The 26,776-nt window shown below is 40.5% G+C and carries 25 protein-coding genes; 17 read left to right on the forward strand and 8 right to left on the reverse strand.

Going from position 1 to position 26,776, the window contains the following annotated elements:
* Nucleotides 1-211: 211 nt before the first annotated feature.
* Both H6G97_RS03825 and H6G97_RS03830 read right to left on the reverse strand, forming a co-directional pair.
* Nucleotides 212-1,549 (reverse strand): O-antigen ligase family protein, encoded by a 1,338-nt coding sequence (locus H6G97_RS03825; protein WP_190939387.1) that lies wholly within the window; start codon nucleotides 1,547-1,549, stop codon nucleotides 212-214.
* Nucleotides 1,531-2,373, reverse strand: a complete 843-nt coding sequence (locus H6G97_RS03830) for a YaaW family protein (protein ID WP_190939388.1) — start codon at nucleotides 2,371-2,373, stop codon at nucleotides 1,531-1,533. The genes H6G97_RS03825 and H6G97_RS03830 overlap by 19 nt, the downstream gene beginning before the upstream one ends.
* Before the next feature lie 144 nt (nucleotides 2,374-2,517).
* Between H6G97_RS03830 and H6G97_RS03835 the strand changes: the two genes are divergently transcribed.
* The 4 genes from H6G97_RS03835 (at nucleotide 2,518) to H6G97_RS03850 (ending at nucleotide 6,645) form a co-directional block, all read left to right on the forward strand.
* Entirely contained in the window at nucleotides 2,518-3,582 is a 1,065-nt protein-coding gene (locus tag H6G97_RS03835; RefSeq protein WP_190939389.1) for an NAD(P)/FAD-dependent oxidoreductase, read from the forward strand.
* A 332-nt stretch (nucleotides 3,583-3,914) separates the two neighbouring features.
* Nucleotides 3,915-4,172 carry a hypothetical protein gene (locus tag H6G97_RS03840; protein WP_190939390.1) on the forward strand — a complete coding sequence of 86 codons (258 nt, stop codon included), beginning with the start codon at nucleotides 3,915-3,917 and terminating at the stop codon, nucleotides 4,170-4,172.
* Nucleotides 4,173-4,856: 684 nt separating this feature from the next.
* Nucleotides 4,857-5,264 carry a VOC family protein gene (locus H6G97_RS03845; RefSeq protein ID WP_190939391.1) on the forward strand — a complete coding sequence of 136 codons (408 nt, stop codon included), beginning with the start codon at nucleotides 4,857-4,859 and terminating at the stop codon, nucleotides 5,262-5,264.
* Nucleotides 5,265-5,739: 475 nt separating this feature from the next.
* On the forward strand, nucleotides 5,740-6,645 hold the full coding sequence (locus H6G97_RS03850; protein WP_190939392.1) for a bestrophin family protein: 906 nt from the start codon (nucleotides 5,740-5,742) through the stop codon (nucleotides 6,643-6,645).
* A 134-nt stretch (nucleotides 6,646-6,779) separates the two neighbouring features.
* Here the strand turns inward: H6G97_RS03850 and H6G97_RS03855 are convergent, their stop codons facing one another.
* On the reverse strand, nucleotides 6,780-7,628 hold the full coding sequence (locus H6G97_RS03855) for a M28 family peptidase (protein WP_190939393.1): 849 nt from the start codon (nucleotides 7,626-7,628) through the stop codon (nucleotides 6,780-6,782).
* A gap of 318 nt (nucleotides 7,629-7,946) precedes the next feature.
* On the opposite strand from H6G97_RS03855, the gene dnaK reads away from it, so the two are divergent.
* The 6 genes from dnaK to H6G97_RS03885 all read left to right on the forward strand — a co-directional run bounded on the left by dnaK (nucleotide 7,947) and on the right by H6G97_RS03885 (nucleotide 13,235).
* Entirely contained in the window at nucleotides 7,947-10,016 is a 2,070-nt protein-coding gene (gene dnaK / locus H6G97_RS03860; protein ID WP_190939394.1) for a molecular chaperone DnaK, read from the forward strand.
* A gap of 147 nt (nucleotides 10,017-10,163) precedes the next feature.
* The gene (locus H6G97_RS03865) at nucleotides 10,164-11,159 is read left to right on the forward strand and encodes a DnaJ C-terminal domain-containing protein (protein WP_190939395.1); all 996 of its coding nucleotides are present in this window, start codon (nucleotides 10,164-10,166) and stop codon (nucleotides 11,157-11,159) included.
* A 262-nt stretch (nucleotides 11,160-11,421) separates the two neighbouring features.
* Nucleotides 11,422-11,706, forward strand: coding sequence for a type I restriction enzyme HsdR N-terminal domain-containing protein (locus H6G97_RS55860; protein ID WP_422394157.1), 285 nt, complete (start codon nucleotides 11,422-11,424; stop codon nucleotides 11,704-11,706).
* 7 nt (nucleotides 11,707-11,713) lie between these two features.
* On the forward strand, nucleotides 11,714-12,148 hold the full coding sequence (locus H6G97_RS03875) for a hypothetical protein (protein WP_422394156.1): 435 nt from the start codon (nucleotides 11,714-11,716) through the stop codon (nucleotides 12,146-12,148).
* Between the two features lie 258 nt (nucleotides 12,149-12,406).
* Nucleotides 12,407-12,916 (forward strand): J domain-containing protein, encoded by a 510-nt coding sequence (locus H6G97_RS03880; RefSeq protein WP_190939512.1) that lies wholly within the window; start codon nucleotides 12,407-12,409, stop codon nucleotides 12,914-12,916.
* Nucleotides 12,917-12,962: 46 nt separating this feature from the next.
* A complete protein-coding gene (locus tag H6G97_RS03885; RefSeq protein WP_190939397.1) occupies nucleotides 12,963-13,235 on the forward strand; it encodes a DUF3143 domain-containing protein in 273 nt (90 codons plus the stop codon).
* 114 nt (nucleotides 13,236-13,349) lie between these two features.
* On the opposite strand, the gene H6G97_RS03890 is transcribed toward H6G97_RS03885, so the two are convergent.
* From H6G97_RS03890 to lysA, 4 genes are all read right to left on the reverse strand, one after another.
* Nucleotides 13,350-13,589, reverse strand: a complete 240-nt coding sequence (locus tag H6G97_RS03890) for a hypothetical protein (protein ID WP_190939398.1) — start codon at nucleotides 13,587-13,589, stop codon at nucleotides 13,350-13,352.
* Between the two features lie 83 nt (nucleotides 13,590-13,672).
* Nucleotides 13,673-14,422, reverse strand: coding sequence for an isoprenyl transferase (locus H6G97_RS03895; protein ID WP_190939399.1), 750 nt, complete (start codon nucleotides 14,420-14,422; stop codon nucleotides 13,673-13,675).
* On the reverse strand, nucleotides 14,419-15,342 hold the full coding sequence (gene cdaA, locus H6G97_RS03900; protein WP_190939400.1) for a diadenylate cyclase CdaA: 924 nt from the start codon (nucleotides 15,340-15,342) through the stop codon (nucleotides 14,419-14,421). Before cdaA ends, H6G97_RS03895 begins: the two co-directional genes overlap by 4 nt.
* Nucleotides 15,343-15,450: 108 nt before the next feature.
* A complete protein-coding gene (gene lysA, locus H6G97_RS03905) occupies nucleotides 15,451-16,863 on the reverse strand; it encodes a diaminopimelate decarboxylase (RefSeq protein ID WP_190939401.1) in 1,413 nt (470 codons plus the stop codon).
* A 92-nt stretch (nucleotides 16,864-16,955) separates the two neighbouring features.
* On the opposite strand from lysA, the gene rimI reads away from it, so the two are divergent.
* The 7 genes from rimI (at nucleotide 16,956) to H6G97_RS03940 (ending at nucleotide 25,343) form a co-directional block, all read left to right on the forward strand.
* Nucleotides 16,956-17,507 carry a ribosomal protein S18-alanine N-acetyltransferase gene (rimI, locus tag H6G97_RS03910; protein WP_190939402.1) on the forward strand — a complete coding sequence of 184 codons (552 nt, stop codon included), beginning with the start codon at nucleotides 16,956-16,958 and terminating at the stop codon, nucleotides 17,505-17,507.
* A gap of 1,485 nt (nucleotides 17,508-18,992) precedes the next feature.
* A complete protein-coding gene (gene pssD / locus H6G97_RS03915) occupies nucleotides 18,993-19,442 on the forward strand; it encodes a PssD/Cps14F family polysaccharide biosynthesis glycosyltransferase (RefSeq protein WP_190939403.1) in 450 nt (149 codons plus the stop codon).
* On the forward strand, nucleotides 19,439-19,945 hold the full coding sequence (locus tag H6G97_RS03920; RefSeq protein WP_190939404.1) for a glycosyltransferase: 507 nt from the start codon (nucleotides 19,439-19,441) through the stop codon (nucleotides 19,943-19,945). The genes pssD and H6G97_RS03920 overlap by 4 nt, the downstream gene beginning before the upstream one ends.
* A gap of 298 nt (nucleotides 19,946-20,243) precedes the next feature.
* A complete protein-coding gene (locus H6G97_RS03925; RefSeq protein ID WP_190939405.1) occupies nucleotides 20,244-21,269 on the forward strand; it encodes an anti-sigma factor antagonist in 1,026 nt (341 codons plus the stop codon).
* A gap of 687 nt (nucleotides 21,270-21,956) precedes the next feature.
* Nucleotides 21,957-24,425 carry an ATP-dependent Clp protease ATP-binding subunit gene (locus tag H6G97_RS03930; protein ID WP_190939406.1) on the forward strand — a complete coding sequence of 823 codons (2,469 nt, stop codon included), beginning with the start codon at nucleotides 21,957-21,959 and terminating at the stop codon, nucleotides 24,423-24,425.
* A gap of 136 nt (nucleotides 24,426-24,561) precedes the next feature.
* A complete protein-coding gene (locus tag H6G97_RS03935) occupies nucleotides 24,562-24,786 on the forward strand; it encodes a hypothetical protein (protein ID WP_190939407.1) in 225 nt (74 codons plus the stop codon).
* Nucleotides 24,787-25,070: 284 nt separating this feature from the next.
* On the forward strand, nucleotides 25,071-25,343 hold the full coding sequence (locus H6G97_RS03940) for a hypothetical protein (protein ID WP_190939408.1): 273 nt from the start codon (nucleotides 25,071-25,073) through the stop codon (nucleotides 25,341-25,343).
* A gap of 47 nt (nucleotides 25,344-25,390) precedes the next feature.
* Here H6G97_RS03940 and H6G97_RS03945 read toward each other — a convergent pair whose 3' ends face one another.
* Nucleotides 25,391-26,773 (reverse strand): DUF2079 domain-containing protein, encoded by a 1,383-nt coding sequence (locus H6G97_RS03945; protein WP_190939409.1) that lies wholly within the window; start codon nucleotides 26,771-26,773, stop codon nucleotides 25,391-25,393.
* Nucleotides 26,774-26,776 lie beyond the last annotated feature (3 nt).

Here is a 26,776-nt window from a genome sequence, read left to right on the forward strand (position 1 = left end):
GCTTAACTGAAGAAAATAATAAATATACAAAAGGGCATCTACAAGAGATGCCCGTCATGCAGGAAAACCCCAAAAGGTTGTCCCTACACCTTCCCAACAATCAGCAACAGTGACTAATTAGGTATTAGTCACACTCACAGACGTGAATATAGTAATCTTATTAACTTAAAAGTCTTAATGTCCCCAGTGCATATACTGAAAAAACTAATAGCTAATTTTGATGAGATGTAAGCCTGCCTTGTCGGTTATAACGATCTACTACTCCACAAATGGCAGCCAAAATTAACCATGAAACCGCATTCAAACGAAAATCGAAGAGGGTTACGTCTACTGTATTCAATAAAATCCACCCAACAAAGGCCAGAAGATAACTGAAAAATATCAATCTGTCTCCTGTATTTATAGATTTTGACTTTTGCAATAATTGAACACCTGTAATCAAAATCCAAGCTAGTAAGCCACAAAATATCAAAGCACTGGGAAAACCAGTTTCAGCAGATAACATCAAAAACAAGTTATGGGGATGACCCAACGGAATCTGCATCTGCACTTTGTAGAGTTCACCAAAGCTGCGTAATCCCCAGCCAGTCCAAGGATGTTGTTTAGCTAAAGACCAGGCAAACTCCCACTGAGTTTTTCGCATTAAAGCGACTGGTCTATCTGGATACATATCGTCATTTAACCTTGCCCAAAAGAAGGCAGGAACTACCCAACGAAAAATTTGAGCGATTTGTGAAGGAGCAAAAGCTGCCAAAAGCACACTAGAAACGATCGCAGCAACGCCACCCACAAGAATGCGCCAACCTTGGTAGAGTGCATAAGCTAAACAGGCAAAAATAGCGATCGCCCACCCATTACGCGAATTGGTAAAAATTAAGGTAATGAAATTGGCAATCACCGCTACGGTTAGGAAGAGGAAGGGGAGTGGGGAGTAGGAACTAGGGACTGAATTCTTGTTAATACCTAATTGCCATTGTTCGACCCACAACCCTAGGCTAAGGATAAAAACTATTACTAGATAAGCTGCGAGGGTGTTAGCGTGCAAGAAAAATGCAGCAATACGACCTGGCGGATTTCCTCCTGGTGCGATCGTCCAATCCAAGACAACCCACAAAATTTCTAATTTCAAACTCCAACCTAAAAATAACTGTCCCAAGCCGATAATTACCACTGGCATGGAACCGATCACCAAAACCCAAGCCATTTGCCGCAATTGGGCAAATGTTTGAATCAGAGCGCTATGGGCAGCGAAAAGTAAAAAGAATGGTAATAAATTAAATAAGCCGAGAAAAGCAGCTGTTTTGTCTTGGGCAAACCCAGCACTCACGATCAGTAATACACTTAAAAGGGCAAATCCCCAGTTGAGGGGGCGGCGGTTAATTTTGCGGGATTGTTTCAGCCAAGTTATTAATGAGACAAAACCTACAGTCACAGCCCCCACTAAAGGACTCAATGGGAAGATTAACAATGCCCATAGAGAGTAGTTCCAAGAAGATTGCCAACGAGACTTGAAGTAATCAAAAACCTTGTTCAAGCTGGCTCCCAACATTCCTCACGAGTGAGGCGAATTTGAGCTAAGGCGAAGATCGTAGGGATGATTCGACCATAGTTAGTAGCGATCGCTCTCCACCCTAAATCCGCAAAAAACCAAGTCCACATGATTGGCCCAATCACGGCAAACATGGTGCGGGTTGCCCCATAACGAGCTGCATTCACAGTCATACCTCGTTGCGCCATTTGCATTGTTACATAGCTTTGAAATTGCGTTGCAGCGGCTTCTGTGCCTGTAATTGCAGCTTGTTTGGCTACTTCATAAGTAGCAAAGTGGATGGCAAATTGACGGGCGATTTGCTTCAGTACAAGTGGCTGGAGAAGAGAAGTAACCGCGATCGCACTACCACCTTTGAAAAGTAACCCCAAAGGATCACGCTGCAATAAAAGTGGTAGCGGTTCTTTTAGTTCTGATTTGAGCAACTGCCGCTGCACCCTTACAGTCAATTTTTGCTTTTCCTGTTCAGGCAATTTTTTCCACACCTGTCCTAGCAGATGTAAAAATACTTCTGCTTCTAAATCAATGGTTGCTAGTTGATTAGAATAGGGAATTTTTAGATACTTACATACTTGAACTAACGCTTGTCGGTAAGTTACCTGCCCTGTGCGTCCCCGTAAAACCGTCATCCCATCTGCCGCCAAAAAACGAAAGCGACCCTCTAGTGCATCTAACCAAGCTTTCCGGTCTTGGCTTTGCACTTCGATGGGTTCAGGTGTATGTACATAGTCTAAAGGATTGAACTTACGACTAAATAGAATTGCCGTTAAGTCTTGCAATTCATCTTCGGTCGCTAACTCTAGCGCCGCCCTCATTTCATCCAATTTCCCATCCTCCCTTCTATGCAGCTTTCTGTACCTTATTCTACTATTAGCTTTCAGCAGTCATTAGTAGTAATTTTGTCCTTTGATAATAACGAATAACTAATGACCAATAACTAATAACCAATAACTAGGGACTATTGACTCATGACTGATATTGCAGTAATTGGTGCCGGAATCGCCGGTTTAGTCTGTGCCCAGCAGTTAAGTCAAGCTGGATATTCGGTAGTAGTGGTGGAAAAGTCGCGTGGTTTGGGAGGAAGACTCGCAACACGCCGCTTGCATGGAACTTGCGCGGATCATGGGGCTTGTTACCTAAAGCCAAAGGGTGAGTTATTTGAACGTTTTGTGGAAATATTACAATCTCGCCATATCCTCGAAGTTTGGACAGAGGAGGTTTACGAACTCGCAGCAGGCGCTCCTTTATCTAAACCCAAAAACCGCAGTCCTCGTTATGTTGCATCGGAAGGAATGAGTGCGATCGCTAAATCCCTCGCTCCTGGTTTGGAAATATTACTGAATCAGCGTGTCATTTCTATTACTTCGAATCCCGAAAATAGTTGGCATTTGACTCTCGAATCTAACAATGAAGAATTATCTGCAAAAGCTCTAGTCGTTGCCATTCCCGCACCTCAAGCTGTGATGCTGTTGGAACCTTTGGGTGAAAGTATATTGGATGCAGCCTTTCTTGATAACTTGCGTTCTGTAGAATTTTATCCCTCAATTAGTGCGATCGCTGGATATCCTTCTACATCCCAACCCTTCCCTGAGTGGAAAGCTCTAACTTTTGTCGATGATGTGGATTTAGCATGGATTGGTTTGGACAGTAGCAAGCGTCCTAACCCTCAACAACCACATTTTGTAGTGCAAAGTAGTGCTGATTTTGCCCAACGTCATCTAGAATCACAGGATTTACAACCTGCCGGACAGTATATGTTGCAACGAGCAGCCGAATCCCTGTCTCTTCCTTGGCTGAATACTCCCGAATGGATGCAAGTACATCGTTGGCGTTATGCCTTTCCTAGTCGTCCTTGGCACAAAGCTTTTTTAGCTGCGGGAACTTCCTCACCTTTAGTTTGCTGTGGTGATTGGTGTGGCGGCAATCTGGTGGAAGGTGCAATGCTTTCTGGATTAGCTGCCGCTGATGAAATTAATAATCAATTGCGTCATCTACCTTTAGAGAATGTGAACTTTCTGAACATTTTTACCTGATCATTTAATCTGTCGCTAGACTGATTTTGCACTGTAGTGAGTCGCTATTTTTCTGGCTTACTAAATCAGAGTGGAATAAATAAGTTTTTCAGATGAAACAACAAATTTTGCCGCAACTCTAAAAAGTGATGTAAATTACCCAAAAAGCTTAACTTCATTAAAAAGTTGTTCTTAATTCAAGTTTTTTATTGTTGTTAATAGATATTTTTGTGAAATATACAACAAAGTAAGCATTTATATTTAGTGCGAGCATACTTTGATTTAGTCAAGATTAGGAGTGCGATCGCTTAGTAGGAATTAAACAAGCTCCTCGCGCTGCTGTTGCTGGTCGTGTGGCTGGTGGTATTGCGGGTGTAGGAGGTTTAGTAAGTGGTGTAGCGACTGATTTGGTAGTCGGTAAAATTCTAGAAGATGATGAAAACTTATCTGAACACGAACGTGAAGCTAGGAAAAATGGTAGAGATGTAGGAAAAATGGGAGCAATTGCTGGAGGACTAGCTGCTATTGCTGTTGGTGTTGCTGCTCCTGCTGTATTAGGAATAGGCGCTGCTTTGGGAGTATATCACCTAGCGAAGGAAAACAAAAAATAGCAAGCTAATTCAGGTGCGTTAACTTCGTGTAACGCACCCTAAAGATTGAATATACAAGTTAACAAATAGGTTATATAAATCACTAATAATACTCACTATTTTACTAAAATTAGTAATTATTTTACCGCAAGGTATAATACTTACGTGTTCATAATAAAAATAAAGTATTTACTTGAATCTAAACTAGATTGCTGATTTCAAACTTCAGTAATGAAAAAACTCCAGAAATGTTTGTGGCAAATCTGGAGTCAGGAAAGATACGCATTTACCTATACCAAATTTTCACCCTGAGAGAATTCTACGTCATCAGGGTATACACTCAAATGTAGATAAAAGTGTTTGAGGATTCTTGTTTACACATCTTCTCTGTTGCAAGTAACGCAAAATAGCCCCAGATAAACTGAGGCTGTTTTGCGAGAGTTGTTTGGTAGGAAGGGTACATCAATAAGTGATGCCCTGTTTTAAATATAAATAATTCAGTATGCATCCTTATTCAGCCATGTTTTGGCATATCAGGATGATTTGGAAAATTTTGTAGGCGCAGCCCGTCGTAGACATCATTTTTCCAAAAAGAAACTCCAGATGCACTAAGGCATTCTGGAGTAGTAACAGGTTTCTAACATCAATCAATTTTTACATCTGCGATCGCCCGATGTCGTTAGGGTATATACTCAAATGTATTTTATGCCTGTTTATCCGCAAATCGACCAGCAAGTTACTTTCTTTTATGTCCATAATATCAATTTATCTAAGCAATTCTACGAGCAAAAACTAGGCTTGGAGCTATGGCTTGACCAAGGGAGTTGTCGAATTTATACTGTTAGTGGTTCTGGATACTTAGGATTGTGTCAAGCAAGCGAAAAATTAACTCTTTCAACTGAAAAGCAATCAAGTGTCATTTTTACCCTGGTGACACAGCAGGTGGATGAATGGTTTGAATATCTCAAAGAACGTGGCGTTGAATTTGAAAAACCACCTACACTAAATGAAAAATACAATATTTACCACTGTTTTTTCCGCGATCCTGATGGTTATTTGATTGAAATTCAATGTTTTGAGACTAACGACAAGAAAAAAGACATAACCAAATAAGTTATGTCTAAACGTTTAATTTACAGGGCAGGATTTTTACTGGTTAGAACTTTTGGATTTACTGGGATACTTGATACCGACATAATGGTGTTTAACCACTATGGATATGTATATACCTTTTCTTCTATAGACTTATCGGGGTGAGGTGCAAGATTTATGCAGCCGCCGAGAAAGTTTTACATCTCTTTACAATTCCTGGATAGGCGTAGCCAGAAGTAGGCATTGCTTTTGACTTTTATATCTTTTATATAATGTCTACTTAATCTGCATTAGTCCTAATAATAAGTATTTAATCGGAGTTGATATTATATAACAGAAGCTAGAATACAATTATTGCCGCCAGCAGATCATATTCTTTACCAAAATTACTTTTTCAAGTATACTATTTGCTAATTTTGCGATTTATATAGTTATTTTTTTGAACTATTCGATATTTAATGTATTGGTTAAGTAAATATTTTCTTAGGGTGACTGCATGACAGCCGAAAAACTCAAATGGTTACGCACACAACTACAACCTAAAGGTTCAGTGACGAAAGCGGTTTACAAACATATTATATGGTGTGGAGCTTTCGGATTTTTGATTTCTATACTTAACCATTTTGATGTACCTGTATCCCAACCTATTTTAGGGAGTGTTATTCCTAGCATTGTTTTAGGCTTGTTACTTGTCTTTCGGACAAATACTGCTTATGAGCGGTTTTGGGAAGGAAGAAAATGCTGGGGTTCTATAGTAAATAATGTCCGAAATTTAGCGCGGCAAATTTGGGTATCAGTTGATGAGATTTCACCAGAAGATAAAGATAAGAAAATTACGGCATTAAACTTATTGGCGGCTTTTGCTGTAACAACTAAATTACATTTGCGGGGAGAAGCTGTCAATAGCGAGTTAGAAGACTTAATGCCATCTACTAAGTATATAAAACTGAAGATTATGAATAATCCTCCTATAGAGGTTGCCTTTTGGATAGGAGATTATTTACAAGAACAGTATCATCGGAATTGCCTTAATAGCTACCAGCTAACATCTATGCAAGAATTATTGAATAATCTTGTAGATAATTTAGGTGCTTGCGAACGTATTTTAAAAACACCTATGCCCCTTGCTTATGCTATTCATTTAAAGCAATTGCTGATACTATATTGCTTTCTGCTACCATTTCAAATAGTACAAAGTCTCGGTTGGTGGACAGGTTTAATTTCTGCTTTGGTTGGGTTTACTGTGTTTGGCATTGAAGCCATTGGCTTAGAGATAGAAAATCCCTTCGGTTATGACGCTAACGATTTACCATTAGATACAATTTGTGAGACAATGAAACGCAATATTGACGATTTAATTACTTTGACTCCAAATGCGCGATCGCACAGGGAAAATATATGATTAAACTTGACATTATAAGTTTTAAGTGTAGCATTTAAAATAATTCGATAACAAATTGATGATATCGTTACTTTTCGCTAAATAATTATTTCAAAATTATATTTTCTGTCCAATTATTCTTAACTATTAAATTTTTATAGATGCCGAATAGCAAGTTCTAAACCTTCACATACACGAGTAAGAAAATCTAAATCCAAAGTAGCGATCGCATCACTAGCTTTGTGATAATGTGGATTTCGCAAGAATGCCGTATCTGTCACCATCATTGCGGGATAACCAAGATCCCAGAATGGTGCATGATCGCTAAGTCTAGTTTGGGGAACTATTAAACCTCGATTCGGTACGGGTAGCCATTGACTAGATACGCCAGCTTTGCGAATATTACGGCTCATCCCAATTAAGTCAGGCAATGTCCGCAAGTTGCCAATTAAAGCAATAAAATCACCTGTATCTGGGTAGAAGCGTTCAAGAGGAGGGGGGTAACTTTGGGAACCAGGTGTAGAATCCTTATAGCCCAGCATTTCTAAGGAGATCATTAAACGTATCTGTTGCTTTTGTTGATGCAACAAAGCTGCATAATCAGCACTACCCAGTAAGCCATATTCTTCCATATCGAAAGCAACTAACCTTAAGGGATACCTGACAGGTTCAGCAGCAAATTTTCTAGCTAATTCCAGCAACACTGCCACACCTGTAGCATTATCATCTGCCCCTGGTGTTCCCGGAACGCCATCATAATGAGCGCCAATTAAAATAAGTGGCAAATCCTTTTTTTGCCCTCTAGTTTGGGATGGTAAATTTAATATCAAGTTATTACAAGCTTTACCTCTGACTTTAAAGGTGTGGATTTCCACACTCCCCCATTGGGAAAATTGCTGGCGAATGTATTCTTGGACAAAAAAATGTCCAGCCGTTGCCATGTAAGGATCTCGTTCTCGCGCTATCTCACTGAGAGAAGTTTGTAATCGCTCTGTTAAATTCAAATCTTTAAATTACTGGCAATATTTAGAGTTTTCTGACACTTAAAAAAGCAGAGCAAGTATTATTAAGATCCATTTCTTAATTTGCAGATACCTTAAACAAGAGTAGGCGGATAACAAGAATCGAGGCTGCTTGGGCACACCAACCATCTCAATGCTATCCTAGTCTTGCAACTATCTCCTCTAGCTGCACATCTCAGCTTACTGCCTTAATGATGAGTATTATACCATTGAGGTGTTTTTATCCTGTAGCACGAAGCTAGAGGTGGTTCCGCCCAATCATAATAAAGATACTAAGACACTTTAGGAGAAGAGTAACGCATGGGCAAGGTAGTCGGCATCGACTTGGGTACAACCAACTCAGTAGTCGCCGTTATGGAGGGTGGCAAGCCGGTGGTGATTGCCAATGCAGAAGGAATGCGAACAACCCCCTCCGTAGTTGGCTTCAGCAAAGAAGGCGAAAGGGTGGTTGGGCAAATGGCACGGCGACAAACCGTCCTCAATCCCCAAAATACCTTTTTCGCAGTTAAACGCTTCATTGGGCGGAAGTATGGCGAACTTAATGCAGATTCGAAGCGTGTGCCCTACACCATCCGCAAAGATGAAGTAGGTAATATCAAAGTTGCCTGTCCCCGTCTCAATAAGGAATTCGCCCCAGAAGAAATTTCGGCAATGGTGCTGAAAAAATTGGCAGACGATGCTAGTCGCTATTTGGGTGAACCAGTCACAGGGGCAGTGATTACAGTACCAGCTTACTTTAACGATTCTCAGCGGCAGGCAACGCGCGATGCTGGCAGAATTGCCGGTTTAGAAGTGCTGCGGATTCTCAATGAACCGACTGCTGCATCTTTGGCTTATGGATTAGATCGGGGTGACACGGAAACTATCTTAGTCTTTGACTTGGGTGGTGGCACCTTTGATGTGTCGATTTTAGAAGTAGGCGATGGAATATTTGAAGTCAAAGCTACCAGTGGAGATACGCAACTTGGTGGTAACGACTTTGACAAAATAATAGTAGATTGGTTGGCAGAGCAATTTCTGGAAACAGAAGAGGTAGACTTAAGACGCGATCGCCAAGCTTTGCAACGTCTGATGGAAGCTGCGGAAAAAGCCAAAATTGAGCTTTCTGCTGTCAGCGTCACCGATATTAACTTACCCTTTATCACCGCCACGGAAGATGGCCCCAAACATCTAGAAACTCGTCTAACGCGTTCCCAGTTTGAAGGTTTGTGTGGTGATTTGGTGGGGCGCTTGCGGACACCAGTGAAACGCGCCCTCAAAGATGCCGGACTCTCACCTAGAGATATTGAAGAAGTGGTGTTAGTTGGCGGTTCTACACGGATGCCAATGGTGAAGCAGCTTGTGCGGGACTTAATTGGCACAGAACCCAATGAAAATGTCAACCCCGATGAAGTCGTGGGAGTGGGTGCAGCAATTCAAGCAGGAATTCTCGCCGGCGAACTCAAAGATGTGCTGCTTTTAGATGTCACACCCCTCTCTTTAGGATTGGAAACTATCGGTGGTGTGATGAAGAAACTCATTCCCCGCAACACCACCATCCCAGTACGCCGTTCTGACATTTTTTCCACGTCTGAAAATAACCAAAATACTGTGGAAATTCACGTAGTCCAGGGCGAACGGGAAATGGCGGCAAATAACAAGTCTTTAGGACGTTTCAAGCTGTATGGTATCCCGCCAGCACCGCGAGGAATTCCCCAAGTTCAGGTGTCATTTGATATCGATGCTAATGGTATTTTACAGGTAACAGCTTTAGATAGAACCACTGGGCGAGAGCAGAGTATTACCATTCAAGGCGCTTCTACCTTGAACGAGTCGGAAGTGAATCGGATGATTCAGGATGCCCAGAAATACGCTGATGTCGATCGCGAACGTAAAGAAAGAGTAGAAAAGCGGACTCGTTCAGAGGCGTTGATTATCCAAGCAGAACGACAACTCAGAGAAGTAGCACTGGAATTTGGTATGCAGTTTGCCCGAAACCGCCGCCAAAGAATTGATAATATTTGCCGAGACCTAAAAGAGAGTCTTAGAGAAAATAGCGATCGCGGTATTGATCAAGCCTACGCCGACTTGCAAGATGCTCTTTATGAACTAAATCGGGAAGTCCGCCAGTCTTATGCTGACGATGAAGACGACGATTTATTTGGTACTATCCGTGACATCTTTACAGGCGGTGATAAGGAACGGGAACGCGAATCTCCCAGAGATGTATATCGAGAACGTGACTCATACAGTAAAGACTATGGCAGAGACTATGGCAGAGATTATGGCCGGGACAGCCGTTCTTCCCCTTATGAAAGCCGTCCTCCACGCAAATCCCGTCCCACCTACCAAGATAACTGGGATGATGAAGAAGACAATGATTGGTTGTAGTACTTTTAATAAAAGTTAGGAGTGAGAAGTTAGGAGTTAGGAGTTAAAAATTAAATCTTTCAACTCTTAACTTTTAACTTAATAATTTTTCTCTCCTAATTCTTAATTAATCCAAAATCTAAAATTTAAAATTTAAATAACTGAACTATGCAAAATTTGCCTAATTTCCGCGATTATTACGAAATTTTAGGAGTATCTAAAGATGCCTCTGCTGAGGAAATTAAAAAGGTTTATCGGCGGTTAGCAAGGCAATATCACCCCGATCTTAATCCGGGTAACAAAGAATCTGAGGAAAAATTTAAGGATATAGGCGAGGCTTATGAAGTTCTTTCCGATCCAGCTAAGCGATCGCAGTACGACCAGTTTAGCCGCTACTGGAAGCAAAAAGGCTTTGCGGGCAACAAACAAACACCAAAGGCTAAAACTTGGCAGAGTAGCGCTAGCGATCGCAACGGTAATCAGGAGGTAGATCCCAGCCAATACTCAGATTTTGAAAGCTTTATTAATCAAGTTATCGGCGTTAAAAATAAGAGTGGGGCAAGTAATTCTAATAATGGCAATAATAGCGATCCGTTTCGTTCCCCCAGAACAAAAGTTGCCTATACAGTTAATCCCCCACCTCGGACTACCCGTCGGGATATAGAAGCCAGATTAACGCTACCACTAGAAAAAGCTTATCAAGGTGGTAATGAACGCATTCGCTTGGAAGATGGGCGATCGCTAGAAGTTAATATGCCCCCCGGTATGGTAACAGGCCAAACCATCCGTTTGCGAAACCAAGGCGTTGGTGGTGGCGATCTATACTTAAAAATTACCGTTGAGCCTCATCCATTATTTAAACTAGACGGTTTAAATATCATCTGCCAGGTTCCCGTTACTCCCAGTGAGGCAGTTTTAGGAGGACAAGTAGAAGCACCTACTCTTGATGGCCCTGTGAAAATGACCACCCCTCCTGGAGTTAGGTCTGGTCAAAAATTTAGACTAGGTAATAAAGGTTATCCTAATGATGACGGAAAACGTGGCGATCAATTAGTAGAAATTCAAATAGTTACACCGAAAAATATTAGTCAAGAAGAACGGGAGCTTTACGAAAAGTTACGGCAAATTGAAACCTTTAAACCCCGTGCTGATTTAATACGTTAGGGATAAAGTAGTGTATTAATCCTGACTCACATCAATAATTAAGTACTTAAGTAATCTATAGTTGTGATTTAGGCGACATATCACTCAAAATCAATGGCAGCAAGTAACCTTGAACTCAGCATATAAAATGTTGTATTTGGTGTTGAAATAGTACGTCTGGCTTAAAATCAGGTATTGTAGACCCACCAAGCCTTCGAGGAAATTGCACTTTGACTGCAAAACAGCTACCGATAACTCACAAACGACCAACGAGGCAATCTTGTTGGTTCCATCGGGGAAAATACCTTGCTACGTTCATCCTAATGTTCTGCGAAACGATACGCCCGAGGAATATGTTCGACAAAGGGTAGCTCGTAGTTTAGTTGAGGAATACGGCTATAACCGAGAGGATCTGCACTGCGAATTCTCAATCAAAACGGGGGGTGGAAAACGCAGAAGACTTGATATCGCCATTTTTCATGCGGGTACGAAACACCAGCCAGAGAACATTCTCATTATTGTTGAACCTAAACTTCGATATCAAAGTTCTCATTGCAATTCGGAGTAAAGCTGATATGGCAGAATCAGCAAAAGCAAACTTTAAGACCTTAAGTACAAAGCTTCAGCAGAACGCAATTTATGACGATCTCATAACACGGGTGTTCAAAAATCTGTTGCATAAAGCAGATGTTATCCATATTGCTATTGCCAGACGCGGTAAGGCAGCACGCGAAGAAGCACTAGAACAAGCCATTAACCAAGCTCAGAAAAACTTTGAGTCCAATGGAAAATTAGTTCAAATAGTTCGATTATCATTGAGCCTACTTATCCATCTGAGGTTGCTGGTTTACAAGTCATCGACTATTACCTGTGGGCTATACAGCGATGCTATGAACGCGACGATGACCAGTTTTTTCTGCCCCTTGCCAAGAAATATAGACTCATTATGGACTTGGACGATAATCGTAACAAACCTTATGGAGAGTGGTATGGCGATCGCAATATATTAACTCTTGAAAAGCTAAAAGGGGCTAGGTCTAAGTAGAATTTCTACTCGGACACACGGCATAAAGCCGACGTTCGCCCCTCTGAATACTATTGTACAGTATATAAATACAACCCATTCAAGTCCTCACCTATAAAAGGCTTGGCCATGATGCCAGAACCTCATCAGCCATTTTTTCCTCTGTGGAATGGGCAGAGGTTTACAATATTAAAAAAAACTTGATTGCAAGGTGACTCAAACAGCCGTGAATCAAAACGGGGCAATGCCACAAAGCAGTGAACCAACTTATTACTCCCTGCTAGGACTGCATCCCTGGGCATCGGTAATTGAAATTCGTCGCGCTTATCGGGAACTGAGCAAACGCTATCATCCTGATACTACAGATTTGCCGACTGCGATCGCTACTCCCAAATTTCAGCAAATTAATGAAGCTTACGCCACCCTTAGCCATCCAGAACGTCGCTTCCGCTACGATTTAAAAATCGGCTATTCCCGCTTTGGCGTGATTCAACCACCTCCTGATTTGAATCATCCCGTCTCGCGTTCTCATGACTGGTCAAAATCAGCTTACCTCGACGCGAGCGATCGCCCCCTCTCATCTGGTGAAATTTTTGCTTTATTTATGCTGGTGTTAACATTTGTAGGTTGTCTGTTATTAGCAGTTGCCATTGGCTTAACTCGTGGCGAGGCTGCGATCCATTCCCATTTGCTGCAACCAGCTGCATTTATACAACAGCAGATTATCTATATTGTTGCAACTAATTACCCCTAGATAATTAAAAATTACAAAATTCCCTAATCCAAAATCTAACATTCCTATGCCTCTTCTTCCCTCCGATACCCCTCTATATAATCATCCTCTGCCACAAATTGAGCAGTGGCTAAAAGACCAAGGATGTCAACAAGATGAAACACAGAGGCATTGCTGGCATGTGCAGCGCCCCAATTGGCAAGCTGAATTATGGCTTGATGTTGAGCAAATCGTAGTACGATACGTCCAATCTGGAGAAAATGGGCAAGATATCCAACGCTCATTTAAGTATTCTCTTAGTCGGGATGATGTAGAGCAAGCTGTGTTTTCTGGGCCATAAATGAAGTGCTGAGTCTAGTTCATCGTAAAAAGGGTACGGAAATTAAGCCGCAATCATGTTTAAAAAAGAATCAACACCCAGCAATCAGATGCCATAAGTTGACCACTCGAAACCTCATGTTTGGTAAGATTGCTGGCGCACAGCCTTAATTTCAGCCATAATATTTTCATCTGTAATGTCATCAACCGGGGGTTGAGCATAAAGTTCTTGAATTAAAGCCCTCAAATCTGAACGTAAATCCACTAAAACCAACCCTCTGGCAACCTTTGCCCGTTCTTCTGGTTGCAACTGTTGCACAGCCTTAATGAGTTGTTCCAGGGTGATAGGAATTGATACCATATCAATAGCCATCATTGAGTTTATTAAATTTTAGTGTGATCGCCAATCTTGTAGCTTCGCTAACGCATCCTAGCGGCTTAATAAATGTACTTACTATTTTATACTTTTCCAAATCGTCGTTCGCGTTGTTGGTAGGCACATAAGGCACGGTGAAACTCAGCCCGGTCAAAATCGGGCCAGAGAGCATCGGTAATGTAGATTTCTCCATAAGCCATTTGCCAGAGAAGGAAATTTGAGAGGCGCATTTCTCCACTGGTGCGAATTAACAAATCTGGGTCAGTAATTCCGGCTGTGTACAAGTGGCTCTCAAACACCTGTTCATTAATTTCATCGGGGTGTAGCAGACCTTGCTGAACTTGTTTTGCGATCGCTTGACAAGCTTGTAAAATTTCCTGCCGTCCGCCATAATTAGTTGCTACCGAAAACCGGATACCACGATTATTTTTGGTTTCTTCCATTGAACGGGATATTTCTTGTTGGAGCGATCGCGGCAGGTCTTGCAAATTGCCGACAAACTTAATTTGAACATTCTCTTCGACCATTTCCCGCAGTTCTTGGCGCAAAACTCTTTGAAACAGAGTCATCAAAAAATCTACTTCTTCCTGCGGTCTTTTCCAGTTCTCCGTTGAAAAAGCATAAGCTGTCAGCGCCTGAATTCCCCAATCCTGACAACAGCGAAGTAAATCCTTGAGAGCATCTACTCCTCGTTTATGACCCATAATTCGGGGTAGACCCTGACGTTTAGCCCATCGACCATTGCCATCCATAATTACCGCAACGTGCTGCGGCAATAGTTCTCGTTTTAAGTCTGTGGGCAAATCTTGCAGTTTAGTATGTTGTCCTGTCATTTTTTATCTCGAGAAGCGGTCGATGGTAATCCGAGTAAACGTGAAACCAGTGCTAGTGTCTTGCCACCTATCCGACGAACAAAGCTCAACAGACCAGGAGCAACAGCTTCCCTATCTACGGTTGGAGACAAAAGAGCCTCTAATGATTCTTTCAGCTTCCTAATCGTCAGTGGTCTATTTAGGGTTCCCCGTTCCGCTAAGGAAATAGAACCCGTTTCTTCAGATACAACGACACAAATGCAATTTTCGACCCGCTCAGTAATTCCCATTGCCGCCCGGTGGCGTGTTCCCAACTGGCGCGAGGCTGTGCGTCCCGAAAGTGGTAAAATTATACCTGATGACACGATCCGTGAGCCACGAATTAGTGTCGCCCCATCGTGTAACAAAGTTTTCGGCTGAAAAATTGTCTGGATCAGTTCTTTAGAAACTTCCGCATTTAGCTTTACACCTGGCACAGAAAAATCTCGCTCATCAATTGGTCCTGTGGTTTCCACAATTAGTAAAGCTCCAATGCGGTTTTTTGACAATTCTTTAACAGCCTCAACAATTTCATCAATTACACTATCAGATTTAGGGATTGCCAGCCGATCTGGTTGAAACAGCTGGCGGAATTCGCCACGCCCCAATTGCTCTAAAAAACGCCGAAACTCTGACTGGAGAGCAACTGCCATTGCCACAGCACAACCAATCACCAATTTTTCTAGTACAAAACTGAGCAGAGGTAGCCCTAATCTGCCACTTAATGCTGAGGCTAGCATTAAGATAATGAATCCCCTCACCATCCACAGTGTCCGGCGCTCACTAATAATAACCAGTATCATGTAAGTCAGCGCCAGCACTAACATGATATCCAGAGTCCCAAGTAGCAAGGACTGTGACCATCCCAGGTTTGTCAGCCATTGCTTCCACCAATCTCTCATGACATCTGGATTACACTTTTGCCTCTAATTACATTTAGTCATTAGTTATTAGTCATTAGTCATTTGTAATTATTTCCTGGCTAATGACCAATGAGCAAGGACAAATGACTAAATTTTCAGTCTTTCTGGTAGACGATCTTGTCTAATTAAGTCTTGATAAGTTTCACGTTGCAAAATTAAATTTGCTTCGCCATTTGCTACTACGACTGCTGCCGGTCGGGGCAAGCGGTTGTAGTTAGATGCCATACTGTAATTGTACGCACCAGTTCCCATAACTACGAGAATATCCCCTGGTTCAGTTTTTGGGAGTAGTGCATTTTTAATCACAATATCTCCTGATTCACAATGTTTACCAGCAATTGTCACTGTTTGGTTCAAGGGAGAAGACATTTTATTGGCAACGACTGCCCGATAAACTGATTGGTAAGTAATCGGGCGGGGATTGTCAGACATTCCTCCATCAATTGCCACGTAGGTACGAATTTCTGGGATGACTTTGGATGAACCAATAGTATAGGCAGTGACGCAAGAAGTTGCAATTAGCGATCGCCCTGGTTCACACAGTAATTTTGGCAAAGGTAAATTTTCAGCTACACAAGCTTCTTGAATTACCTCACAAATCGGTTTCACCCATTCTTCAATACTAGGGGGATCGTCTGATTCTATATACTTAACACCTAAACCGCCACCGACATTTAACTCTGTCAAATGTAAACCATACTTCGCCGCATCACGTAACCACTTTACCATCAGAGCCGCTAAATCTCGATGCGGTTGGCGCTCAAAAATTTGGGAACCGATATGAGCATGTAACCCTACGCAGTTAATGACAGATTCTTTACTAACAAAAGTAAATAATTCCTCTAACTCATTCGGATCAAAGCCAAATTTGCTATCTAATTGCCCCGTGCGGATATATTCATGTGTGTGACATTCAATACCCGGAGTCAAACGCAACAAGAATCGAGGCTGTACGGTGGTGGAATTTGCCGTTTTGACAATTTCTACCAAAGTGCGTAACTCGTGCCAGTTATCCACGACAATGGTGCAACCGAATTCTGTGGCAAAAATCAGTTCTTCACGAGATTTATTGTTGCTATGAAGATAGATTTTCTCAGGATTGACGCCTGCTTGCAACGCAGTATAGAGTTCACCACCTGAGGCGACATCGATTCCTAAACCCTCTGATGCGGCGATCGCACAAACTGCTAAACAATTCCAAGCTTTTGAGGCGTACAATACTTGAGATTCACCCTTGTAGTATTGCTTGAAAGCATCTCGGTATTGCTGACAAGCCGAACGCAGGGTTTCTTCATCTAAAATATATAAAGGGGAACCAAACTGCTCAACTAGGGTTGTGACATCACACCCACCAATTTCCAAGAGGTCATGATGATGAACTCTAGCAGTCAATGGTAAAAGTTCTTGATTAGGCGATGAATTTGCGTTGCTGGTGTCGTGCCTTTGAGGTAAATATTGACTTCCAGAATGTTGAACCCCAGTGGGGTGAGTCGATACCATAACTATAAAAATTTTCCTTGTTCAAATTACGGGCTTTGAGTTTGTCTCCCGATTCCCAGTGTACAAAGGGTTTGTAACGTTATTCAATAAATGTGATCTCATTAGACTTAAAAATTCAACTACTGACTTCAGAGCATCTAAGTGCATTGTTGGAACTGGATCAAGCCTGTTTTGGCGGACTATGGACAATGGAGGGCTACCAAAGAGAGTTAGACAGCCCCAACAGCGATTTGCTAGGTTTATTTTCCTCTGTCTCTAATTCAAGACTGCTGGGAATGGGTTGCTTTTGGTCAATTTTAGATGAAGCCCACATCACAATTTTGGCGGTTCATCCCGAATATCATCGTCAAGGTTTAGGACAGGCTTTATTATATTCACTTATCAAGACAGCTTGCGATCGCAAAATGGAGCGAGCTACTCTCGAAGTGCGAGCTTCTAATTTGGGGGCTATATCTTTATATCAAAAATTTGGCTTTAAAACAGCGGGGCGGCGGCGGCATTACTACCAAGATAACGATGAGGACGCCCTGATTCTTTGGCTCCCAGATTTACAACACCCCAAATTTAAAGCAACTTTAGACCAGTGGTATTCCATTGTCAGCGATCGTCTAGATAAATCCTCTTGGCACTTACTTTTTAATTAATTCACCGTAAATCTACCTTGTTCTGAAAGGCAGCATCGGGTGGTTTACATACTTGATCTTACTTAACCTTCTCTTAAAAAATATTTCTATTTGTTTATATCTACCACTGGCGATCGCCCGTAAACAGCTTTCATCAAAACAGGATGAAACCTTAATCTTCCGTTGGCTGTAATGACGTAAAATCGTTCATTTTTCCCAAAGCGATAAAAGATACTTAAAAGGTAAGAATTTAGAAATCTTGCCTTAGTAGATCAAGATGAGATGATAGCGATCGCACTTTATATCCAAAGTTTAGCATTAATGTACTATGTACAAATACATTTATAAAGATTATGTAAAGATAAGTTCCTTGCCTACAAAATTTATTTACAAACCTTTATAAGTAAAACTTATTATTCAGTAGAGATTTTTAAATAAGCCAAGATATATTTTTTACTTGTGATTTCCCCAGTAGCAGCATTGGCTCAATAATCAACAGGGATTTTGCGGTATTAAAAGTCTCTATTCGCAAGCGATGCCTGTAGTGGGCTAAAGCTACGCTGCTTATTTAGGCACTTTTAACAAATATCCAATTATTTTTTACAAAATTTAGCACTTAGGTACGAGTTATAGAATAACGAACTACAGAAGCACCTAGAAATAAGAGTTTGAGAGATATTTTACCTAAGTCCTAGTACTTTTTAGGAAAAATCTTACTTTTAACAGATGTGTATTGAAAATATTTACTACAAATATATTCTATGTATTAGAGAATACTTAATCTGAAAAACAATGAAGATTTTGTAAAGTTTTTGTAAAAAACTTTACATGACTTCCGCAGTAATGATAATTAAGTAAGTAGTGTAGTGTTCCGTAAATAAACTTATATCCAAATATCAAAGATAAATTTTGAGCAAACTTACACAGAACAACTTTGGCTGTAATCGCCGCCATATAAAGCCATACCCCAGACCAAATGTTTAAATTAGCCTATATTATGTGTGTACTCATTTGTAATTGTGATGGTTGCCATAAATACTTATAGGTTTTACAAAAGACGAAATTAGTATTATGTTATTTTAAACCTTGAGTAAAAAAGTTAAAGATCGTAATTTTTGATGCAGGTAATACAGCGAAATATAATGATAATTTTCGTAAAAAAGTAAAGATGAAATCTATGTAAGGTATTAGTTAATGCTTGTAATTTACAAAAAATTCAGATTAATCAATACGAAAACAAATAGCGAGAAAAGTTCTTAAACCCTTTTTTATATTTTTGAGGAAAGAAAAATAATGTAGTGTTCTTGAATCTGTTTGAAATCCTCGCTTGTTTAGCAAAGTTAAAAAATCATTGTTTGTAACGAAGTAGAGAGAAGCAAGGTAAAAATTTTTAATTCAATATTATTTAGTAGAGAGTAATTAAAGAACGTTAATGAACTAAAGCTTTATTAGAATTGAAGATGATTTTATGAAGTGTTTTAGCTGTTGTGAGGAAAATCAGACACTATGAAATTAATGCTAGTATGCACATCAGGTGGTCACTTTGCAACCATGAAAAGTTTGAAGTCTTTCTGGTCACTGCATGAAAGAGTATGGGTCAGTGACTATAAAAGAGATACAGAAGCACTTGAAAAAAATGAGAGAGTCCATTGGTTGCCTTATCAAGCACCAAGAGATTGGTTGGCTCTCATACTTAATCTTCCTCAAACTTTTAAAATATTACGTAATGAGAAACCCAACGTAATTCTATCGACTGGAGCTAGCATTGCTGTCAATTTTGCATTTATAGCTAAACTTTTGGGAATCAAATTCATTTATATTGAGAGTATTTCTCGTGCCGAAGAATTGAGTATTTCAGGCAAATTAATCTACTCAATATGTGATGAGTTTTATGTCCAATGGCCAGAGTTATGCAAGAAATACCCTAAAGCAATTTTTAAAGGATATGCATCATGATTTTAATGACACTAGGGACAGTTTCATTTCCATTTGACCGTGCAGTATTGTGGTTGAAAATGTTAATAGACCGTGGTGTCATTTCTGAACCTGTGTTTTTGCAGTATGGTTACAGCGATGTTTCTGCATTAAAAAGATATCCTCAAGTTACTTTAGTGCCAACAGTTACCTTAGATGAGCTAGTCAAGTTAGTAGAGTCCTCTCGGTTGGTTATATCTCATGCTGGACAAGGCTCTACACGGATGCTTGCAGCACAAGGAGCGCGTTTTATGCTTTTACCAAGGCTAAAACGCTATGGCGAGCACGTTGATGATCATCAATTGTTATTTACTCAAGCTGTTGCGCCATTAGGTATAAAAAGTTTTGTATCTTTAGATGAACTGGAAAAAGCAGTGTTGGAGCCGCCTCCCTATTTTCATAAAAATATATTTAATACTCCTAGGCTCACTGATTACCTTTTGGTGCAGTATCCTCCAGAGAAAGCAGTTGTTCGGTTGAGTTAATTAACTGTTCTGCATTTGCTGAATAAAGCTTATGTATCAGCCTGGTAAAGAAATAGGACACCTTTTAACAGAATAGTGTACTAGCAATCGAACAGAATATTTCAGCATTTGGTGAGTTACAAAAGTCTACAGTTGCAGCAAAGGTAATTTATTTATCTTTTTTCTTTCAGTGATTCACTAATAGCCTACAAATTGTAGTTTGAGAATTACATAAATATTATTTATCTCAGAACACACAGCTATTAATGTTCGGTTCGGTAGATTGCATCACAACAGGATAATAAAAACTCAAAGCTTTATGACTAGCCAATCCACTGAAATAGATTTTTCAGTTACTTCTTTAAATGACACGGCCATAGTGCAAATGTCAGACCGATTTAGCGTATTGGAGGCTGTAAGCTTTAAGCAAACTTGCCAAAGCTTAATTCAAGCCAATTCACATCTCAAACAGATGATCATTGACTTTCACCAAACTACTTTTATGGATAGTAGTGGTTTAGGTGCATTAGTTAGTAATTTCAAATACGCTGAGTCAAAAGGAATTGCATTAAGACTGCGTAATGTGACACCTGAGGTAATGTCAGTCCTAAAACTAACGGGATTGGATCAGATTTTTAGCTTACAATTCTTTGATAACGAGTCACTAATAGAACAGCAAAACTTAATACATATTCACAAAACAAGTTCTCGTCAGATAGAGCATTTACCTGCAACTCATCCTTCTGTGGCATCTTGGATGAAACGGTTTATAGACATTGTAGGATCAGTGGTAGGTTTAGTAATTACAGGAGTTTTGTTTATTCCCATTGCGATCGCAATTCAAATAGACGATCCTGGTACTATTTTCTTTAGTCAAACTCGCTGTGGCTGGATGGGAAAGCGGTTTAAAATTTGGAAATTCCGCTCCATGTGTATGGATGCAGAAGCGAAGAAATTCCTAGTAGAAAACCAAGCCAAAGGTGCTTTCTTCAAAAATAAAAACGATCCTAGAATTACCAAAGTAGGGCGCTTTTTACGGCGAACAAGTTTAGATGAACTACCCCAATTTTGGAACATCCTCAAGGGAGACATGAGTTTAGTAGGCACTAGACCCCCTACACCTGATGAAGTAGAACGCTATGAAGCACCACAGTGGCAACGTTTGGACGTTAAGCCGGGTATGACTGGTGAATGGCAAGTAAATGGACGTTCTACAGTAATTAATTTTGAGGATGTAATTCGTCTAGATTTGCAGTATCAAAAAAATTGGAGTTTGTTGTACGATTTAAAGCTGATTTTGAAAACAGCAGCTATTTTGTTTAATAGAAACAGTGGGGCTGTTTAGCTTTTTGCATCTGCCTGCTGCTATTTTTGAGTTCGTCAGAACTTAGTGACTTACAAATAATAAAATCACCATTAAACAGTAATGATAATCATTACTGTTTTGGTTTATATTGATTTTTTTGAGTAATTTATTATTTGGAAGTCCCAGTACTCATACTGGAAAACTGGGCGCTAATTTTTCGTAAATTCACCAAAATATTGATTTTAATATCTTTTTCAATATAAAAAAATCATAATTTGGTTTTATGTATGTGCTTTTTGCAACAAAGACAAAAATAAAATCATTTAAAAATTCTGATTAAAAAAATACTAAATTCCAGCATTAAGGAGGAAAGCAATTCGAGCTTACAAAACCCACGCTTAAAAGCGTAGGAGTTATGCTGTGTAAGCTTTATATTTCCCGGCACTTTCTGCTCGATACAATTCTTATTATATTAATGGGCAAGAAGTCACAACTAAAGTTTCTGGTAATTTCTACTGCCTTTTTTTGTCAATTGCTTTGTAAGAAATTCCAAAAACCCTGGTAAAATAAAGCTCCTCAGTATACTAGCTAGATAAAAGTAGTCAATAGTTAACAATTACCAAGTCATAGCTTCAGGATGTCTATAATCTGTTATACAGGCATCCAAAAGCTTTGCCTGTGCTAAAATCAGCATACCGGCACGACCGCAGATGATGGGATAAAGCCATGTTTGAGCGCTTCACAGAAAAAGCCATTAAGGTAATCATGCTGGCCCAAGAAGAGGCCCGCCGTTTAGGTCACAACTTTGTTGGAACCGAGCAGATCCTCTTGGGTCTGATTGGCGAAGGCACTGGGGTGGCTGCGAAGGTGCTGAAATCAATGGGCGTCAATCTCAAAGATGCCCGAATTGAAGTTGAAAAAATTATAGGACGGGGATCAGGCTTTGTTGCCGTGGAAATTCCGTTTACGCCACGGGCAAAGCGAGTTTTAGAACTCTCCTTGGAAGAAGCACGCCAACTGGGGCATAACTACATTGGCACCGAGCATCTGCTGTTGGGCCTAATCCGCGAAGGGGAAGGCGTCGCAGCCAGGGTGCTAGAAAACCTCGGTGTGGATCTATCTAAGGTAAGAACCCAAGTCATCCGTATGTTGGGAGAAACTGCCGAAGTTTCACCAGGTGGTTCATCCGGGCGCACAAAAACCCCGACTCTGGATGAATTTGGCTCCAACCTGACCCAGATGGCAATAGACAATAAGCTCGATCCAGTGGTGGGACGCGCTAAAGAAATTGAGCGGGTGATCCAGATATTGGGTCGCCGGACTAAGAATAACCCAGTGCTGATTGGGGAACCAGGAGTTGGTAAGACTGCGATCGCTGAAGGTTTAGCTTCACGCATTGCCACCAAAGATGTCCCTGACATCCTCGAAGATAAACGCGTTGTCACACTGGATATTGGTTTGCTCGTAGCAGGAACCAAATACCGGGGTGAATTTGAAGAACGCTTGAAAAAAATCATGGATGAAATCCGCTCGGCGGGTAATGTCATTCTCGTGATTGATGAGGTACACACCTTAATTGGTGCGGGGGCAGCAGAAGGTGCTATTGACGCAGCAAATATCCTCAAGCCAGCTTTGGCCAGAGGTGAGTTGCAGTGTATCGGTGCTACAACCCTAGATGAATACCGGAAGCACATCGAGCGAGATGCAGCTCTAGAGCGGCGTTTCCAACCAGTAATGGTTGGCGAACCTACAGTTGATGAAACAATTGAAATTTTATATGGTTTGCGCGAACGCTACGAGCAACACCACAAACTGAAAATCTCCGACGAAGCATTGGTTGCGGCGGCGAAGTTATCAGACCGTTACATTAGCGATCGCTACCTCCCAGATAAAGCCATCGACTTAGTTGATGAAGCTGGTTCTAGAGTGCGCTTGATTAACTCCCAACTGCCACCCGCAGCCAAAGAGTTAGACAAAGAACTGCGTCAGATATTAAAAGAAAAAGATGACGCAGTGCGCTCTCAAGACTTTGACAAAGCTGGAGAATTGCGCGATCGCGAGATGGAAATCAAAGCCGAAATCCGGGCGATCGCTCAAAGCAAGACCAATGCAACTGGCACAGAAGGTGAAGAACCTGTAGTTACAGAAGAAGACATTGCTCACATTGTCGCTTCTTGGACTGGAGTACCGGTGAACAAACTCACCGAATCTGAATCTGAAAAGCTGCTGCACATGGAAGACACCTTGCACCAGCGTTTAATTGGTCAAGACGAAGCTGTGAAGGCAGTTTCACGAGCAATTCGTCGCGCTCGTGTCGGTTTGAAGAATCCTAATCGACCCATAGCTAGCTTTGTCTTCTCTGGGCCTACTGGTGTAGGTAAAACCGAGTTGGCGAAATCCTTAGCTGCTTACTTCTTCGGTTCCGAAGAAGCGATGATCCGCTTAGATATGTCCGAATACATGGAGCGTCACACCGTCAGCAAGCTGATTGGTTCCCCTCCAGGTTATGTTGGTTATAACGAAGGTGGTCAGCTGACCGAAGCCGTGCGGCGGCGTCCTTACACCGTGGTGTTGTTCGACGAAATCGAAAAAGCACACCCCGATGTATTCAATATGCTGCTGCAAATTTTGGAAGACGGACGGTTAACTGATGCCAAAGGTCGCACGGTGGACTTCAAGAACACCTTGCTGATATTAACTTCCAATATTGGTTCTAAGGTAATTGAAAAAGGCGGTAGCGGTATCGGCTTTGAATTCTCCGAAGATGCCAGCGAGTCAACTTACAACCGGATTCGCTCTTTGGTGAACGAAGAACTCAAACAGTACTTCCGTCCAGAGTTCCTGAACCGACTCGATGAAATTATCGTCTTCCGTCAGTTGAGCAAGCCTGAAGTGACCCAAATTGCCGAAATTATGCTCAAGGAAGTATTTGGTCGTCTGACCGAAAAAGGTATCACCTTAGAAGTCACAGACCGCTTCAAGGATCGGTTGATCACTGAAGGTTACAGTCCCAGCTACGGCGCAAGGCCATTACGTCGGGCAATTATGCGCCTGTTAGAAGATAGCCTAGCAGAAGAAATTCTGTCTGGTCGCATTAAGGATGGCGATACAGCCCTTGTTGATGTGGATGAAAATGGCGTTGTGCAAGTTAGTTCTCAGCAGCGTCGGGAATTGTTACCCCAAGGTGTTGAGTAAGATTTAGGGTTTGGGATTTAAGTCTCAAATAAAAAATTAGCAAACGGTAGAGTATTAATTGTTCTACCGTTTTTTTGTTTGAATATGTCTGTCTAATGCAGACGACGAATACCGCGTTATTCCCCCACAAAATCCAATGAAGAATAACTGGAAATTTACGGAAGTATGGATAGATCCAAGTCATTCCCCTCCGTATGTTCTTTTATTGCTTTGCGACAGTGAAGATAACTGTCAGATTTACGATCCAGCACAGGGTTATAAAGTTGTATTTTCTACTAATAACTATGATGAAGCTAAGTTATATTTACTAGAAGATGAGTTTGAATCAGTTGAAGGTAGGGTGTTAGCTGCGGAATTATAGCGGTTCTCAGTTGAATGCAATATGCCCGGTTATTGGGGAGTCCAAAACCAGAATTCAGGAGAACTTTATATTCTGACTCCTGACTCCAAGCTGTCTTGGGTGTATTTTAGTCATTTGAAATAGCCATAGTCTGAAATTGATTCATTTGTCAGAGAAAGAAAATCAGGTGATTGCTATTTGTCTTCTTGCTTAACCCAAAGATAACAGATGTAGAAAATTCAGTTTTAAGCCACAACAGATAATTAAGTAGAATTAGTACACAGTAGGAACAAAGGAACAAAAACGTGCAAAGCATACTTTTAAACTGCGAAGAAGTTACACGACGTGCGAAAGAACTATATAAACAAACCATTTTTCAACAAGTGGAACGAGAAGAAAACATTGGTAGAATGGTAATTATTGAGATAGAAACAGGTGAATACGCAATTGATAAAATAGGTATAGAATTGGCGCGGTATTTACGTAATGAACACCCATTTGCTCGACTTTTCGGCATTCGCATTGGTTACAAAGTTGCTGTTTCCTTCAGTGGTAACATGGAGCGTCATTATCAATGATTTCTGGTATTAACCAAGCTGACTCAGTTTTTTAGCCAGACTTAACATTAACTAATAGCTTTTTCAAAAAGATATACATTGTCTTGCTGATATTTTAAGTTAAATTTTGATTGATTTTTCAAAATGTTTACTAAGTTAGAAAGAGATTCTGAACTTGCAGCCCAACCTGGATGACGGACATTGAGCAAGATATAATGAAACTTATTTAATTCAGCAATGTCTTGAGAAGGATTATATTTAAAACTAATCAACTGTCTATGGGTTAGATGTGGAGTAATTATATCTGTAGTTAAAACGCTATTTTTAGTTTTAACTAGAGCAAGTGCTTCTTTTGTAGCTGTCCAAGTGTCTACATTGTGGAGATATTTTGAACTAAAGAACCAAAATTTACCTAAAGCAAAAAACCAAACTAGAGACCACAAAACAATTGCTCGTCTTTGTTTTATCCATGCTTTACCTGCTCCTAGGCTGGAAATTCCAACTACAATAAGAAATGGAATTGCTGGTAAAGAGTAATGCAAAACTAAGTTTTTTTGCGAAGGATGATCGGCAAGTAAATTTAGTACTACACAAGGAATTATACTTATCAGAGGTATGATAAACTGTGGTCTTAAACTCCAAACAACAGGTAATAATAAAAAACATAAATATTCTAAGTTTAAAATTGAAAAAAGATTGTTAAAAATGATTTCTGGTTGGTGAATTAATATTTGTACCATTTCAGGAAATGAGCTTCCCAAATAGCTATAGCGATAAAGGTGACGGTTAAGTAGCGCTGCTTCGCTACCAAAATAAGGGATGATAATGCTATTAGCAATTAAAAACCATATAATTCCGCTAATAATTGCGATCGCACCATATAAACGTCGCTTTTCAAACAAGAGTAACCAAATCCCCATAGCGACTACAGTCAGTGACAATACGGCTTTACAACCCAATACCAAAAGAATACTGAGACAAAACCAAACTAGTTTTCTAGTTCTAGCAGCGAAAACTGCTGTCAAAAGTGCAGGTACTGCGATCGTATCTGGGTGAAAATCACATAAATTGCTGTTGTACACCACTGGATACATTAAATATACAGCCACCATTGCCACTGCTAAATTTTCTTTTAAACCTGCTTGCAGTGCCAGCAAATATGTAGGTAAAGCACCTAACGCTAAAGCAACAGACTGTACCGCAAACAACCAATAAACGCTAGGGTAAATTTTGTACAGTAAAGCTAAAGGATATAAAATCCAAGCAGCGTGATCGGCTAAAGCATGAAAACCAAGTACAGACGAAACTGGCGCTTTTCCCTGACTAATTAAGTAAATTATTTGGTCAAAAAATGCTAAATCCCCAGATGAATTAAATAATTCGTGTCGTAAGCTGCTAGAAATAAATAAAACTAAGATACTAATGCCGATAATTGCTTTAATATTATTCATTTT

It is taken from the genome of Nostoc flagelliforme FACHB-838, assembly GCF_014698065.1.
GTDB lineage: Bacteria > Cyanobacteriota > Cyanobacteriia > Cyanobacteriales > Nostocaceae > Nostoc > Nostoc flagelliforme_B.